The organism is Pseudomonas sp. CFBP13509 (assembly GCF_005233485.1).
GTDB classification, from domain to species: Bacteria; Pseudomonadota; Gammaproteobacteria; order Pseudomonadales; family Pseudomonadaceae; genus Aquipseudomonas; species Aquipseudomonas marginalis.
Window position 1 is genome coordinate 43,856 of sequence record NZ_QGAA01000010.1, and the last position, 14,300, is coordinate 58,155.

The window sequence follows — 14,300 nt, forward strand, 5'->3', positions numbered from 1 at the left end:
ACGGACGATGTCAGTTACGGCGACCCAACAACAGGCCAACCACCAGGCCGAAGCCTGCGGAGATCGCGACGGTCTGCCATGGATGGCCACCGATGTAGGTCTCGGTGGCATCGACTACTGGCTTGCTACGCTCGCGCACGTTGGATACCGAATCCAGTGCCTGCTTGAGTTTGATGGCGACCTGTTCGCGCAGGGTTTCGCCTTCTTCGCCCACCAGGGCAGCGCTGCTTTTGAGCAGCTTGTCCGATTCTTCGATCAGGGCCGTCAGTTCACTGAATGCTTGATCCTTGATTTGATCTTCAACAGCTTGGGCGGCAGTTTTGCGGGCCATGGGTGTGACTCCTTGCAAGTGAATGTGACAGTGAACAATGGAGTGCCGGGCGGTGGCAAAAGTTGCAGTTTTTTTGCCGGGTCGGCACTGGCGAACGAAATCCGAATCCGGAAAAATCGACCTACAGTGTAAGATGTCGTCTATTTGTGCAGCAGGAATTTCAACATGAGCTTCAATCTCGCCAACAAGACCCTCGCCGAACGCGCCGAGCTGGAAGATGAAAAGTCCCGCCTCTATGACCTGTGGCAGACCAACCTGGGCAAGGCCAAGGGCGAAGCCGCGCGGTTGTTCGGTGAGCGCGCCAAGCGCAAGGGCAGGTGGTCCGAATGGGTCCGCGCCGAACTGGACGGCATGTCGCCACCGGAGTTTTCCAACATGGTGCGCAGTGAAGTCAACAAACTGATGGCGGCGGCGAAGTAAAGCCGGCGGCAATCGCTTCGCGTACTTTAAGCAACATCGGATCAAGCTGGGCCTGGGTGCGCCAACCCAGTTCCACCGGGTATCGCGGCAGTGCCAACGGGCAGGGCAGGACCCGCAGGCCGGTCATCTCGGCGATGGCCTGCGCCGCATGCCCGGGAATGGTCGCTACCGCCTGGCTGCCCTTGAGCAGAAACGGCAGTGCGGCAAAATGACTGGTCGAGGCGCACACCTGGCGGCTCAGGCCCTGCGCTGCCAGCCCTTCGTCGGTGATGCCGATGAACCCGCCTGACGACACCAACACATGCTCGCGGGTGATAAATTCATCCAGGCTGAGGCTTTCCTGGCCTGGCGCCAGGCTGCGTGGGTCCACGACGCAGCGATAATCCCCCTCTCCCAGTACCTGCCGACTCAATCGGCTTTGCGCAAAGCCGCCCGCGGTAATTGCCAGGTCCAGGGTGCGGTCGAGCAGGGCGCCGGCGACGATCTGACTGTGGGTCTGGCGAAAGATCACCCGCAGCTTCGGCAAGCGCTGTGCGATGGTGTCCATCAACCGGCGGCCATAGGCAATTTCGAAGTCGTCGGACAGGCCCACCACCACCGAGCGGCCTTGATAGTTCGGGTTGTCCGGATTGACCATCGCCAGGCTTTGCCGACAGCGCTCCAGCGCCTCACTGATCACCGGTTTCAATTGGTTGGCCCGCAGCGTCGGCGCCAGGCCACGGCCGGTGCGCACAAACAATTGGTCGCCATAGACGTCGCGCAGACGTCGCAGGCCTGCACTGATGGCCGACTGCGTGACACCCAGGCGCAATGCCGCGCGGCTGGCGCTGGACTCATCGTGCAGGGCTTCGAAGGTTTTCAGCAGGTTCAGGTCGACCTGGGCGATATTCATCTGGCTCATATCATTCAGCACTGAGGTGGGCTTTATTCATGATCGAGCCTGGCGAGAGAATGGGCAACCCCTTATCTGGAGTGATCGTGATGCCCGTTTCTACTGTGGCGGCCCTGCAAATCGGTTCCCTGCCTGGCGGCAAGGCCGAGACCCTGGCGCAAATCCTCGCCTATGAAGACGAGATCCTGCGCAGCGGCGCGCAATTGGTGGTGATGCCCGAAGCGCTGCTCGGCGGCTATCCCAAGGGTGAAGGGTTTGGCACCCAATTGGGCTATCGCCTGCCCGAAGGCCGCGAAGCCTTTGCCCGCTACTTTGCCAACGCTATCGATGTGCCGGGCGCCGAGACCGAGGCTCTGGCCGGCCTGTCGGCACGTACCGGCGCCAGCCTGGTGCTGGGTGTGATCGAGCGCAGTGGCAGCAGTTTGTATTGCACCGTGCTGTATGTCGAACCCACGGGCGGCCTGGTGGCCAAGCACCGCAAACTGATGCCCACCGGCACCGAACGGCTGATCTGGGGCAAGGGCGACGGCTCGACCTTGCCGGTGATCGACGCGGCGGCAGGGCGTATCGGCGGTGCGGTGTGCTGGGAAAACATGATGCCGCTGCTGCGCACCGCGATGTACGCCAAGGGCGTCGAGGTGTGGTGCGCGCCGACGGTGGATGAGCGCGAGATGTGGCAGGTGAGCATGCGCCATGTGGCGCATGAAGGGCGCTGCTTTGTGGTCAGTGCGTGCCAGGTGCAGGCCTCGCCCCAGGCACTGGGCATCGAGGTCGCCAACTGGCCTGCAGAGCGCCCGTTGATCGCCGGCGGCAGCGTGATTGTCGGCCCGATGGGCGACATCCTGGCCGGGCCACTGGTGGGGGAGGTCGGGCTGCTGACGGCGCAGATCGACACCGATGACCTGGTGCGAGCGCGGTACGACTATGACGTGGTGGGGCATTACGCCCGTCCGGATGTGTTCGAGTTGGTGGTGGATGAGCGGGCCAAGCCAGGCGTGCGCTATATCACGGACTGAAACACGGTCGAAATGTGGGAGGGGGCAAGCCCTAACGCCGTTCAGTTAATCCCTGTAGGAGCGAGCTTGCTCGCGAAAAACGCTCAGGCAACGCGTTCATTCTCGATAAACGCGGTGGCCCTGAGTGCTTCGCGAGCACGCTCGCTCCTACAAAAAGCCAACTGAACGGCATTCTGGCAAGCCCCTTCCACCTTTGGCTCTCTCAGCCTTTGGGCGATTGGGTTTCCAGCCATTCCTCGCGGGTCATTCCCCAGACAGGATCAGGCGTTCGGTAAAGAGTGTCGGTTGCATGGTGTCATTACCAGGTCGCGGTATTCGGCAAGTCCAGCGTGCCACGGTCTACAAAGCGCATCGTGCCGAACAGCCCGCCCGCCAGTTTGCCCCGCAGCACGTAGGGCAGGTTGTTCAAGCTCTGGGTCTGGCTCAGGCCTAAGGTCTGGCGCAGCACGGAAAACGCCGAAACGCTGACCGGCACCATCAGCACGGTTTCGGAAAAACGCGGGATGCTGCCGCGCTGGTCACTCACCCCCGACGCCAGCGGCCGACCATTGACCTCCAGGTCGAGGGCCACGCCGTTGTAGTCGATCGCCGTTTCATTGGGGTTCTGCACCCGCAGTTTCACGGCGAAGCGCACTTCCAGGTCCTGGCTTTGCAGCGGCTCGATGCCCACCACATTGATATTCACCGGGTCGCGGTTGGGGAACAGCGCACAGGCGCTCAAGCTCAGCAGTAGCAGCGATAGAACCATGAGCTTGCGCATGCAAAGGGTGCTCCTATTTCGTGACGTCCGGGTCCTGCATCACTTTGAGGGTAGAGGACTCCGGATCAAATTCATCTTCCTGCAGCTCTATGAACGCTTCCGGCAGGAAAATGTTCAGCAGGATTGCACAGAACGCGCCCACAGTGATCGGCGACTCGAAGATGTTGTGCAGCGCCTTGGGCAGGTCGCGCAACACTTCCGGCACGGCGGCCACGCCCAGGCCCATGCCCAGGGAGATCGCCACGATCAGCACATTGCGGCGGTGCAGCCCGGCTTCGGCGAGGATCTTGATGCCGGCCACCGCCACGGTGCCGAACATGATCAGGGTCGCGCCGCCCAGCACCGGCTTGGGCATCAGTTGCAGCACCGCGCCGATCATCGGGAACAGCCCCAGCAGCACCAGCAAACCCGCGATGAAGTACGCCACGTAGCGGCTGGCCACGCCGGTCAGTTGGATCACGCCGTTGTTCTGGGCGAACGTCACCATTGGCAGGCTGTTGAAGGTCGCCGCCATCGCCGAGTTGAGGCCGTCGGCCAACAGGCCCGACTTGACGCGCTTGATGTACAGCGGGCCCTTGACCGGCTGTTGGGAAATCATCGAGTTGGCCGTCAGGTCACCGGCTGCTTCCAACGGCGAAATCAGGAAGATCACCGCCACCGGGATAAACGCCACCCAGTCGAACGAGAAACCGTACTTGAAGGGCACCGGCACGCTGATCAGTGGCACGTGGGGCAGGGCGGCCAGGTCGACACGGCCCATCCACCACGCCACCACAAAGCCCAAGGTCAGGCCGATCACGATGGAGCCCAGGCGCAGGAACGGGTTGTTGAAGCGGTTGAGCACCACGATGGTCACTAGCACCAGTGCTGCCAAGCCCATATTGCTCGCGGCGCCCAGGTCGCTGGCGCCAAAACCGCCAGCCATGTCGGTGACGGCCACCTTGATCAGCGACAGCCCCATCAAGGTGATGATGGTGCCGGTCACCACCGGGGTGATCAGCTTGCGCAGCTTGCCGATGAACTGGCTGAGCACCACTTCGATAAACGCCGCGAAAAAGCAGATGCCAAAGATCGTCGAGAGGATCTCATCGGTGCCGCCGCCCCGGGCCTTGACCATGAACCCCGCGCTGAGAATCACGCTGATAAACGAGAAACTGGTGCCTTGCAGGCACAGTAGCCCCGACCCAATGGGGCCGAACGTGCGCGCCTGGACGAAGGTGCCGAGCCCCGACACAAACAGCGCCATGCTCACCAGATAGGGCACTTCGCTTTCCAGACCGAGCACACCACCGACGATCAGCGTCGGGGTGATGATGCCGACAAAACTGGCCAGCACATGCTGCAACGCGGCAAATATCGCCGCACTGAAATGCGGGCGATCCTCCAGGCCGTAGATCAGGTCGGATTTATAGCGGGGGCGGGGGGCTTGAGCGTCAGACAAAATGAGGGCTCGGGTCAGAAAATGGAGGCGCAGGATGCCAGAAACGGCCCAGCGTCAGAAGTGTAAAAAAATATTTATAAAGACCCTGCATAAAACCCCGATTCCTGCCGATACTGCTTATAGGCCCATCTATCAAAAACAACAGTGATGGCCGGTGTCAGGCAGTGCGTTGACGCTGGCTGATCGTTTCGTGGCATGGACGCGCGCCGCCACTCTATATTTCGAGATCGCCCTTATGTCGCTCCGTCACCTGAATATCGCCCCTCGCGCTTCCCTCGGTTTCGCCTTCATCGCCCTGTTAGTGGTGGTGTTGGGCGGGTTTGCGGCCAACCGCATGACGTTGATCCGCCAGGCCTCGGTGGACATGAGCAGCAACCAGCTGCCCAGCGTGACGTACCTGGCCCAGATGACGGAGAACGTCCTGCGCATGCGTATCCTGTCATTTCGGGTGCTGGTCAACCGCGAGCCGGCCGGCCTGCAGGAAGCCGAAACCCGCATCGGCGTGCTGGTCGACAAGGTCAAGACGGCCCAGGCCGGCTACGCGGCATTACCCGCCGGTACGGAGGAAGCGGCGTTGTACAAGACGTTTGTCAGCACCCTGGATAACTACTTCAAGGCCCAGGCGGACATGCTGGCGCTGTCCAAGCAAGGCGACGTCGAGCAGATGCGCACCCTGATCAATACCCGGATCAAGGAAGGCACCGATCAGATGGGCGAGCAGTTGAACAAGCTGATTGCGATCAATGCCGCCAACGCCAAGCAAGCCAGCGACGCGGCAGGGCACAGTTACACCAGTGCCATCACCGGGATTATCGTGGTCTCGGTCAGCGCTGCACTGCTCACGGTGCTGCTGGCCTGGCTGCTGACCCGCAGCATTGTCACGCCGTTGCGCAAAGCCGTTCAGGTGGCTGAAACCATCGCCGGTGGCAACCTGACCAGCGTCGTTGAGGATAATGGCAACGATGAACCCGCGCGCCTGATCAACGCCCTGTCGACCATGCAAACCAACCTGCGCCAGACCATCCAGCACATTGCCGGTTCGGCCACGCAACTGGCCTCGGCGGCGACAGAGTTGAGCGCCGTGACCGAGGAAGCGTCCCGGGGCCTGCAGCAACAGAACAATGAAATCGATCAGGCCGCCACGGCGGTCAACGAGATGACCGCGGCGGTGGAAGAAGTGGCGCGCAATGCAGTGTCCACCTCCGAGGCCTCCAACCAGTCCAACCAGGCCGCGCGGTCAGGTCGCGACCGGGTGATGGAAACCGTTGGCGCGATCCAGACCATGACCCAGGACGTTCAAAACACTGCCGCGATGATCGAAGGCCTGGCCACCCAGGGCCGTGACATCGGCAAGGTGCTGGACGTGATCCGCGCGATTGCCGAACAGACCAACCTGCTGGCGCTCAACGCCGCCATCGAAGCGGCCCGCGCCGGTGAAGCCGGCCGCGGCTTTGCGGTGGTAGCGGATGAGGTGCGGGCGCTGGCCCATCGCACGGCGCAGTCGACCCAGGAAATCGAGAAGATGGTCGCCGGCATCCAGAACGGTACCGGTGAAGCGGTGCAGTCGATGCAACAGAGCAACCAGCGCACCCAGGACACCCTGGAAATGGCCCGCGCCGCCGGCGTGGCCCTGGAGCAGATCACCCAGTCCATCAGCCTGATCAACGAACGCAACCTGGTGATCGCCAGCGCGTCGGAAGAACAGGCCCAGGTCTCCCGCGAAGTGGACCGCAACCTGGTCAACATCCGCGACCTGGCCACCCAGTCGGCGGCGGGGGCCAACCAGACCAGTGCCGCCAGCCACGAGCTGTCGCGCCTGGCGGTGGATTTGAATGGGATGGTGGCGAGGTTCGTTATCTAAGTATTTGGAATACTGGCAAAAATGTGGGAGGGGGCAAGTCGAATCGTCGCACCGCCCCTCCCACATGTGTTTATTGTTTCCAAGCCCCTGGGTTGACCAGGTTCTTCGGTTTTTCACCCGCCAACGCCTGCAACAGATTGTCCACCGCACACGTGGCCATCGCCTCCCGCGTCTCATGGGTCGCCGAGCCGATATGTGGCGTCGCCACGACGTTGTTCAGACGCAGCAACGGTGAGCCGTGATCAAGCGGTTCCTTTTCGAACACATCCAACCCCGCCGCCCGAATCGTACGTTGCTGCAAGGCCTCCACCAGCGCGGCCTCGTCCACCACCTTGCCCCGCGAGATATTGATAAAGATCGTCTCCGGGCCCATCCGCGCAAATTGTTCGGCGCCGATCAGCTTTTCGGTTTCAGCCGTGAGCGGCAGGGTCAGGCAGACAAAATCGGCCTGTTGCAGCAAATCGTTAAGGCTGCGGTACTGCGCGCCAAAGCGCTGTTCCACCGCCGGCTTGGGCGAATGGCTGTGGTAGATCACTGGCATGCCAAAACCGAAATGCCCGCGCTGGGCCAAGGCTTCGCCGATGCGGCCCATGCCGATGATGCCCAGGGTCTTGCCATGCACGTCGCTGCCGAAGTGTGAGGGGCCGATATTCTTGTTCCACTGGCCGGCGCGCACCATGTCGGCCAGCTCCACCACACGCCGGGCGGTGGCCAGGATCAGCGCGAAGCCGGTATCGGCGGTGGTTTCGGTGAGCACGTCCGGGGTGTTGCTGAGCAGGATGCCGCGCCGGGTCAGGTAGTCGATATCGTAGTTGTCGACCCCCACGGACACGCTGGCCACGGCCTCCAGTTGCGGTGCGAGATCCAGCAACCCGGCATCCAGGCGCAGGCTGGCACCGAGCAGGCCGTGGGCGTTGGGCAGTGCATCGCGCAGCTTGGCCAGGCCAGTCTCGTCCAGTGCGTCTATCAGGGTGACGTCGCACTGTTCATGCAGGCGCGCCATTAACGGTGCGGAGAGCTTCTTGTACAGAACCACAGACTTTTTCATGGGGTTTTCACCTTCAATTCGAGGGTCGAGATGGGCGCGCGTTCACGGTCACTGGCGCCGGGCTTGAGGAAAATCGTCAGCACCACCGACAGCATCAGCGCGCCGCTCATCAGCAGGTACGAGGCGCCGGGCGAGCCGGTGCTGCTATTGAGGTAGCCCACCAGGTAGGAGCCGCCGAACGAGCCGAGGGCGCCCATGCTGTTGATCAGCGCCATGGCGCCACCGGCGACGTTGGCGGGGAGGATTTCCGGGACGATGGCAAAAAACGGTCCGTACGGCGCATACATGCAGGCTCCGGCAATGACCAGCAGGGTGTAGGACCACCAGAAATGTTCGGCGCCCAGGGCGTAGGAGGCATAGAACGCGATGGAGGCAACCAGCAGTGGCGGCCATACGAAGCGTTTGCGCTTTTGCAGTTTGTCCGAGCCCCACGACACCGCCAGCATGGCGATCACGGCAGCGAGATAGGGCAGGGCCGAGAGCCAGCCGGCTTCGACCATGTCCATCTGCAGGCCTTTCTTGAGGATCGACGGCAGCCACAAGACGAAGCCGTACACGCCGATGCTCCAGCAGAAAAACTGCAGCGCCAGGATGATCACCTTGGGCGAACGGAACGCTTCGGCGTAATTCTTCACCGCCTTGATACCGACCTGTTCGGCGGCCAGCGCGCTTTCCAGGTCTTTTTTGTGCTGTTCGCTCAGCCACTTGGCATCTGCGGGTTTTTCATCCGCCAGTTTCCACCAGATAAACGCCCACAGCACCGCCGGCAGGCCTTCGATGATAAACATCCAGCGCCAGCTGAAATGCTGCACCAGGTAGCCGGACACCACCGACATCCACAGCATGGTCACCGGATTGCCGAGGATCAGGAAGGTGTTGGCCCGCGAGCGCTCGGCACGGGTGAACCAGTGACACAGGTACACCAGCATCGCCGGCATCACGGCGGCCTCGACCACGCCGAGCATGAAGCGAATGACGATCAGCATGTAGGCGTTGGACACCACGCCGGTCAGGGTGGCCAACCCGCCCCAGAGGATCAGGCTGACGAAAATCAGCTTCTTGACGCTGCGCTTCTGCGCGTAGATCGCACCCGGCACCTGGAAGAAGAAGTAGCCAAGGAAAAACAGTGCACCCAGCAATGACGACATACCGGGGGTGATCATCAGGTCCTCGGCCATCCCGGAGGCGGCGGCAAAGCCGTAGTTGGCGCGGTCCAGATACGCCAGGCTATAGGTGATAAAGACGATGGGCATGATGTACCACCAACGGCGGGTGGCGAGTTTCACGGTGTCCATAAGGTTGCTCCTGAGCTTGTTGTAGTTGTGGCAACAGGGTGTGGGTCAAGCGACGGATCGGGTGGGTAATTCGGAGCGGGTGGGCAAGCCTTCCATATCGCCGCGGCTTTGCACGGCGCGGCTGCCGATCCAGTTACCCCGTTGTACCGCCTCGGGGAAGCTGAGGTTTTCCAGCAGGGCGCTGATCATGCCCACCGCAAACCCATCGCCGGCGCCGACGGTGTCCACCACCTTGTCCACGCGCACGGCGGCGACAAAGCCCTGGTCGAGCTGGGTGCGGAAGTAGGCGCCGTCCGGGCCGAGCTTGATCGCCACGGCTTCGGCGCCTTGGTCGAGGTAGAAGGCGGCGATATCCGCCGGGTCGTCGAAACCGGTGAGCAGACGGCCTTCGCCCAGGCCCGGCAGGACCCAGTCGGCGAGACCGGCGAGGGCGTTGATTTCGCGGATCATCTGTTCCTGGCTGGTCCACAGCGACGGACGCAGGTTTGGGTCGAACGACACGCTGCCACCGGCTTTGCGCATCTGTGTCATCAACTCGCGGGACAGCTCGCGGGTGGCCTCGGACAAGGCCGGCGGAATGCCGGTGGCATGCAGATGGCGGGCCTGCAACAGCGCCGGGCTGATGGCCGCAGTGGACAAATGGCTGGCGGCCGAGCCCTTGCGGAAATACTCCACCTGCGGGTCATCGCCGGCTTCTTCGCGGGACTTGAGTTGAAAGCCGGTGGGGTGCGCCGGGTCGACCGCCACGTGCCGGCAATCCAGGCCTTCTTTTTTCAGCGTGTCGACCACAAAACGCCCGAGGGAATCATTGCCCACCCGGCTCAGCCAGGCGACGTTGAAGCCCAGGCGCGACAGGCCGATGGCGACATTGCTGTCGGCGCCGGCAATGCGTTTGTGAAACTGTGCCACCTGGGCCAGGTCGCCGGTCTGCTCGGCGACAAACATCGCCATGGTTTCGCCAAACGAGAGGATATCGATCTCAGACATGGGCATTCTCCCCACGGGGTTGGCCAAGGAGGGCGAGGGCTGCGACCTGTTGCGCGGTGACGTCGGCCAGGTCATCGCCCTGCAACGGGAATTCCACCGCCCGTGTAATGCCTTGAGTCATGTGCGTGAGCAGTTGTTCCCACAGATGCAGGTCGGTGGCGCCGGGCGGCAGCGCCACCAGCTTGCCGTCCGCGCGACGGGCCACGGCCTTGCAGTGCAGATAGTCGACGTGCCGGCCGAGCAGGCGCGCGGCGGTCAGGGCGGACTGGTCCTGCCACTGCCAGTTGCCGATATCGAAGGTCATCTTCACCGGCAGGCCCAGGCGTTCGACCTCGGTGAAGAAGCGCTGCATCGGCTCAATGCGCCCGCCGTGCAGGGTCTGGTCGTTTTCCACCAAGAGCTTGACCGGATGGCGGGCGAGCAGGGCGTGCAGGCTTTCCAGGTCGTTGGTGTCGGTGAAGTAGCCGAGGGAGACTTTCAGCCAGCGCGCACCAAAGGCCTGGGCGCGGTCCAGGGTTGCGTTGAGGTCGGCATTCGGCTGGGCGCGGCCGGCGATCCACAATTCCAGAGGCGATGAGAACACACACTCCAGGCCTTGCTCGGCGGCAGCCTGGGCCAGTTGTGCAGGTTGCTCGCTGGTCAGCAGTTCTTCGCGCCACTCGATGCGCCGGGCACCGGCGGCGGCCAGCAATTCGACAAAACTCAATTGGCCTTGCTGGCGGACCAAGTCGGCGCCGTAGCTGGAAAGGCTGATGGAGACGGGGTATTTGTGCATTGTTGTTTACCTCTGAAACCGGTTTCATTTTTTGCGTTAAATATCTAATCGACTCTGCCGTAGCAGCTGCCGAGCCTTGGCGAGGCTGCGTTTGCGGTGTGTCAGGTACGCCGCCGACGCAGCCTCGCCAAGGCTCGGCAGCTGCTACGTGCAGGGGCGCTGGGTTGAGCCTCGGATGATCAACTGGGGCAAAAAGTCCAGGGTTCGGGTCGGTTCGGTGTCACCGCGCAAGCGCTTGAGCAGGCAGTCGAACGCACTGGCGCCAATCGCTTCGGTGGGTTGGGCGAGGGCGGTGATGCCGTTGCCCACCAGCGGGTACCAGTCCAGGTCATCCAGGGCGATCAGCCCTACGTCGTCGAACAGCTTGCAGTCCAGCGCCTTGAGCGCACGGGTGCAGGCCAGTGTGGCGACGCCGTTGGCACAGAACACCGCCTTGGGCCCGGGTTTGGCGAGAAAGGCTTGCAGGCGTTGTTCCAGCCCGTCATCGAGCGCCAGCACCGCGCCGGTCAGCGCCGGGCGCCGGGCGATTTCGCTCTTGAAGCTGTCCAGGCGCTCCTGCCGTGAACTGGTGCCATCGCAGGCTTCGCTCACCAGCAATACATCGCGGTAACCCTGCTGTTCCAGGTGTTCCACCGCCATGCGCACCGCCGCCGGGTTATCGAGCCCCACCAAGTCGCTGTGCAGCGGCTCGACCTTGCGGTCTACCAGCACCAGGGGCATTTCCCGCTGCAGTTCCAGCAATTGGTCGAGGTGATGGCCGAGGGTGTTCACGATCAGCCCTTCGATGTTGTACGAGCGCAGCGCCGCCAAATGCTGGCGCTCCTGCTCGTCATCGCGGTCGGTGTTGCACACCACCAGGCTGTAGCCATGCCGGCGGCAGGCGGTTTCGACGCCGTGCATCACGGCAATGGAGTAGGGGTTGCGGATATCGGCCACCAGCATGCCGATCAGGCGCGTGCGGCCACGTTTCAGCCCGCGGGCCATCTGGTTGGGGCGGTAGCCGAGCTGTTCGATGGCGTGTTCGATGCGCAGGGCGATGGCATCGGAGAGCAGGGCGCGGTCGTCGCCGATAAAGCGCGACACACTGGCCTTGGAGACGCCGGCGTGTTGGGCGACGTCGAGCATGGTGACGCGGGTGCGCTGGGCGGCGGAAAAAGGAGTCACGGTCGCAGGCCTTTCTTATTGGATGAGTCGGTTTCAGCCGTGGCTTGGCAGGCTGAAACCGGTTTCAGAAGACATCAACTCGCTCATTTCGTCAAGCGTCTCATGCCCTCGGCATCGCTTGATATCCGACAAGTGGCGATACCCACCTGTTAGTTCTGACAGTATTCGACGCCAGGCATTGAGCGTTTAATGAATACCAGACGCGCCGTGGCGGTGTGCGACATGGGTATGACGGGAGGCTCCGATGAGTGCTGATAAAACCCCCGAAAGTAGGCGGCTGTATAACGGCATTTTGCGCTTGGCCGATATTCGGGTGCCCATTCTGGACGATGTTGTCCCACCGATCGTGGAGGGGTATATCCCTCACCAATATCTCGACAGCGACCTGGAAGTGGTGATCCCGGAACTGTGGGAGGATGCTGCGCAAGCCGGTGAGTTCAATATTGTCGAAATCGTTTGGTCGCGCAGTGGCGGTGAGGGTGTCCCGCCGTTCCGGGAGCGGTGGGATGGCCCGATTACCAAGGCATTCCCTTTTCCGATCAGTGTGCCGCGAGACTATCTGGAGAACGACGGCACAGTCCGCTTGGCTTATCGGATCACTGATGAAACCGGTCTGCCGACTACGTCGGAGTTCCGGACCCTGGTGCTTGATCGGAGCCCACCCAACAATAACGTTACCCCGCCGTCCCCGGCTTTTCCGGTGGGGTTGATTGATGAAGGCTATCTGGCCACGCATCCAACCGTTGACCTGGTAGTGCCGCCCTACAACGGTCGTCGATCCTGGGACAGGATCTATTACTGGATTACGGACCAAAACCCGCCACCGGACGCTGCGCCGAGTGGCTATGTAGAGTTTCCCTTCGAAGACACGCCCCTTGTCCTCCCTGTGCCTGGGGATTTGTTTCGCCTGTACCCCAACGGTACTCAGTACGTTCATATCCGGCTTCAGGACCGCTCCAGCAACCGCGGCCCCAGGTCTGAGCAGTCGCCTGTGGAAGTCCAGTTGTCGGCGGTTCCGTCTGATCTGCAGCCCCTTGTCATTCCTGCGATGGCGAGCGGCCTGATCAATCGGCATGACGCTCGGATCGGCGTAGTCGCCAAGGTGCAATACGACAATTGGCAAGCCGGTGACCGGGTCACAGTCCGATGGGGGAAAACCGTGCTTACCCGCCAGTCCGTCCCCGAGTTGCCTTTCGATGTCGTCATCCCGTGGCCCAGGTTGATAGAGGGGGGCCTGGGACTCGCAGAAGGCGTGGCCACTTACACCATTACCCGGTCCGGTAGCGACACGCCCACCCCGCCCAGCCCGCCGGCATTGATCCGCTGGGACTTCAGAGTCGCCGGGCAGGACCATCTCGATGCCCCCGCACTGCTCAACCTTAACCTGCCCAGGGTGACGGTATGGGGTGAAGGCTCCATGGCTGAAAACCACATTGATATTCGTGATGAGGGCAAGCGCGTGTATGCCAGTGTCCCGCTGTATCACCAACCGCGCACTGGCGAAGTATTGGAATTGTATTGGGGGGACTTTCCCAGCATGGATAACCCGATTGCGCACTATGTCGTCGATACCGATAAGGGTGATGCCGAGGGCGTGCGCGTGGAGTTCAGTGATATTCCGTGGGAAGTTATTGTCGGTGCCGGCAATGAGGAAAAGATGCAGGTGTACTACACGACATTTAATGGCGTTAATGAACAGCTTTCCAACTTTACTGAAGTCAATGTCGATGTAGTGCCTCCCCTGGTGTTTCAGCGTGTCGAGTACCCCAGCGCCAATGACAACATGTTTATTAACTGTGGCTCCAGCCCGGCGATGTGGGATCACATTCCCATTCGGATTCTTCCTGAGGGCGCCTTCAGGAAAGACGATGATCTTGTGGTGACATGGCAGGGCTATGAAGAGTTCGGAGGCGGTGGCAAGGCCATAACATTGACTGCGGACACCCTGACGCACCGCTTGACGGAGCAGCAGGCCCAAGAGGGATATACGTTCAAGCAATCCAACTATGAAGAAAAAATCAAACCGATCAGGTCACCGCACCCCAACAGTCCGGGGAGTTCGGTGGGCGTCACGTATACCTTGTGGCGCAAGAAAAGAATCATAGGCTCGTCAAGGGAACGCTACGCGAAGATTGACCAGAAGTACTCGGGAGGGAGTTACTGCGGTCCGGACGGAGAGGATTCGGCGGGCAAGTAGTGTAGGGCACTTTAAAGTGATGGCTGATATGAATTGCGGCGTTTGGTGGTGGCGATGAAGCAGCTGTGCGACTTGATGAGTGTCATGTGAGGCAATGGTTTATCCGGCTGTAA

Annotated in this window: 13 protein-coding genes; 4 read left to right on the top strand and 9 right to left on the bottom strand. The window is 61.7% G+C overall.

Annotated elements, in window-relative coordinates; genetic code table 11:
* Positions 1–10: 10 nt before the first annotated feature.
* Positions 11–331, bottom strand: coding sequence for a DUF883 family protein (locus PspCFBP13509_RS17805; RefSeq protein WP_032887039.1), 321 nt, complete (start codon positions 329–331; stop codon positions 11–13).
* A gap of 165 nt (positions 332–496) precedes the next feature.
* On the opposite strand from PspCFBP13509_RS17805, the gene PspCFBP13509_RS17810 reads away from it, so the two are divergent.
* Positions 497–751, top strand: a complete 255-nt coding sequence (locus PspCFBP13509_RS17810) for a hypothetical protein (RefSeq protein ID WP_065927880.1) — start codon at positions 497–499, stop codon at positions 749–751.
* Here the strand turns inward: PspCFBP13509_RS17810 and PspCFBP13509_RS17815 are convergent.
* On the bottom strand, positions 723–1,643 hold the full coding sequence (locus tag PspCFBP13509_RS17815) for a LysR family transcriptional regulator (RefSeq protein WP_065927879.1): 921 nt from the start codon (positions 1,641–1,643) through the stop codon (positions 723–725). The two genes, PspCFBP13509_RS17810 and PspCFBP13509_RS17815, sit on opposite strands and share 29 nt — an antisense overlap.
* An 89-nt stretch (positions 1,644–1,732) precedes the next feature.
* Between PspCFBP13509_RS17815 and PspCFBP13509_RS17820 the strand changes: the two genes are divergently transcribed.
* Positions 1,733–2,659: a carbon-nitrogen hydrolase family protein gene (locus PspCFBP13509_RS17820; protein WP_065927878.1), complete on the top strand. Its 927-nt coding sequence runs from the start codon at positions 1,733–1,735 to the stop codon at positions 2,657–2,659.
* Between the two features lie 298 nt (positions 2,660–2,957).
* Here PspCFBP13509_RS17820 and PspCFBP13509_RS17825 read toward each other — a convergent pair whose 3' ends face one another.
* Together PspCFBP13509_RS17825 and PspCFBP13509_RS17830 are read right to left on the bottom strand one after the other, a co-directional pair.
* Positions 2,958–3,419 carry an LEA type 2 family protein gene (locus tag PspCFBP13509_RS17825; RefSeq protein ID WP_065927877.1) on the bottom strand — a complete coding sequence of 154 codons (462 nt, stop codon included), beginning with the start codon at positions 3,417–3,419 and terminating at the stop codon, positions 2,958–2,960.
* A 13-nt stretch (positions 3,420–3,432) separates the two neighbouring features.
* On the bottom strand, positions 3,433–4,860 hold the full coding sequence (locus PspCFBP13509_RS17830; protein WP_137212431.1) for a nucleobase:cation symporter-2 family protein: 1,428 nt from the start codon (positions 4,858–4,860) through the stop codon (positions 3,433–3,435).
* 235 nt (positions 4,861–5,095) lie between these two features.
* Between PspCFBP13509_RS17830 and PspCFBP13509_RS17835 the strand changes: the two genes are divergently transcribed.
* Positions 5,096–6,721 (top strand): methyl-accepting chemotaxis protein, encoded by a 1,626-nt coding sequence (locus PspCFBP13509_RS17835; RefSeq protein ID WP_027606434.1) that lies wholly within the window; start codon positions 5,096–5,098, stop codon positions 6,719–6,721.
* A 70-nt stretch (positions 6,722–6,791) separates the two neighbouring features.
* Here the strand turns inward: PspCFBP13509_RS17835 and PspCFBP13509_RS17840 are convergent, their stop codons facing one another.
* From PspCFBP13509_RS17840 to PspCFBP13509_RS17860, 5 genes are all read right to left on the bottom strand, one after another.
* Positions 6,792–7,769 (bottom strand): NAD(P)-dependent oxidoreductase, encoded by a 978-nt coding sequence (locus PspCFBP13509_RS17840; protein ID WP_065948654.1) that lies wholly within the window; start codon positions 7,767–7,769, stop codon positions 6,792–6,794.
* Positions 7,766–9,064, bottom strand: coding sequence for an MFS transporter (locus PspCFBP13509_RS17845; protein WP_065927874.1), 1,299 nt, complete (start codon positions 9,062–9,064; stop codon positions 7,766–7,768). Before PspCFBP13509_RS17845 ends, PspCFBP13509_RS17840 begins: the two co-directional genes overlap by 4 nt.
* Before the next feature lie 45 nt (positions 9,065–9,109).
* Entirely contained in the window at positions 9,110–10,051 is a 942-nt protein-coding gene (locus PspCFBP13509_RS17850) for a sugar kinase (protein WP_065927873.1), read from the bottom strand.
* Complete coding sequence (locus tag PspCFBP13509_RS17855; RefSeq protein WP_137212432.1) at positions 10,044–10,826, bottom strand: sugar phosphate isomerase/epimerase family protein; 783 nt, start codon at positions 10,824–10,826, stop codon at positions 10,044–10,046. The genes PspCFBP13509_RS17850 and PspCFBP13509_RS17855 overlap by 8 nt, the downstream gene beginning before the upstream one ends.
* A gap of 144 nt (positions 10,827–10,970) precedes the next feature.
* On the bottom strand, positions 10,971–11,990 hold the full coding sequence (locus PspCFBP13509_RS17860) for a LacI family DNA-binding transcriptional regulator (protein ID WP_065927871.1): 1,020 nt from the start codon (positions 11,988–11,990) through the stop codon (positions 10,971–10,973).
* A 244-nt stretch (positions 11,991–12,234) separates the two neighbouring features.
* Here PspCFBP13509_RS17860 and PspCFBP13509_RS17865 point away from each other — a divergent pair, with 244 nt between their 5' ends.
* Entirely contained in the window at positions 12,235–14,187 is a 1,953-nt protein-coding gene (locus PspCFBP13509_RS17865; protein ID WP_137212433.1) for a hypothetical protein, read from the top strand.
* Positions 14,188–14,300: the final 113 nt, after the last annotated feature.

Coding starts and splice junctions, on each gene's coding strand:
- PspCFBP13509_RS17865 (WP_137212433.1), top strand. CDS start 12,235: ATGAGTGCTGATAAAACCCCCGAAAGTAGGCGGCTGTATAACGGCATT.
- PspCFBP13509_RS17815 (WP_065927879.1), bottom strand. CDS start 1,643: ATGAATATCGCCCAGGTCGACCTGAACCTGCTGAAAACCTTCGAAGCC.
- PspCFBP13509_RS17810 (WP_065927880.1), top strand. CDS start 497: ATGAGCTTCAATCTCGCCAACAAGACCCTCGCCGAACGCGCCGAGCTG.
- PspCFBP13509_RS17835 (WP_027606434.1), top strand. CDS start 5,096: ATGTCGCTCCGTCACCTGAATATCGCCCCTCGCGCTTCCCTCGGTTTC.
- PspCFBP13509_RS17820 (WP_065927878.1), top strand. CDS start 1,733: ATGCCCGTTTCTACTGTGGCGGCCCTGCAAATCGGTTCCCTGCCTGGC.
- PspCFBP13509_RS17840 (WP_065948654.1), bottom strand. CDS start 7,769: ATGAAAAAGTCTGTGGTTCTGTACAAGAAGCTCTCCGCACCGTTAATG.
- PspCFBP13509_RS17845 (WP_065927874.1), bottom strand. CDS start 9,064: ATGGACACCGTGAAACTCGCCACCCGCCGTTGGTGGTACATCATGCCC.
- PspCFBP13509_RS17825 (WP_065927877.1), bottom strand. CDS start 3,419: ATGCGCAAGCTCATGGTTCTATCGCTGCTACTGCTGAGCTTGAGCGCC.
- PspCFBP13509_RS17850 (WP_065927873.1), bottom strand. CDS start 10,051: ATGTCTGAGATCGATATCCTCTCGTTTGGCGAAACCATGGCGATGTTT.
- PspCFBP13509_RS17805 (WP_032887039.1), bottom strand. CDS start 331: ATGGCCCGCAAAACTGCCGCCCAAGCTGTTGAAGATCAAATCAAGGAT.
- PspCFBP13509_RS17855 (WP_137212432.1), bottom strand. CDS start 10,826: ATGCACAAATACCCCGTCTCCATCAGCCTTTCCAGCTACGGCGCCGAC.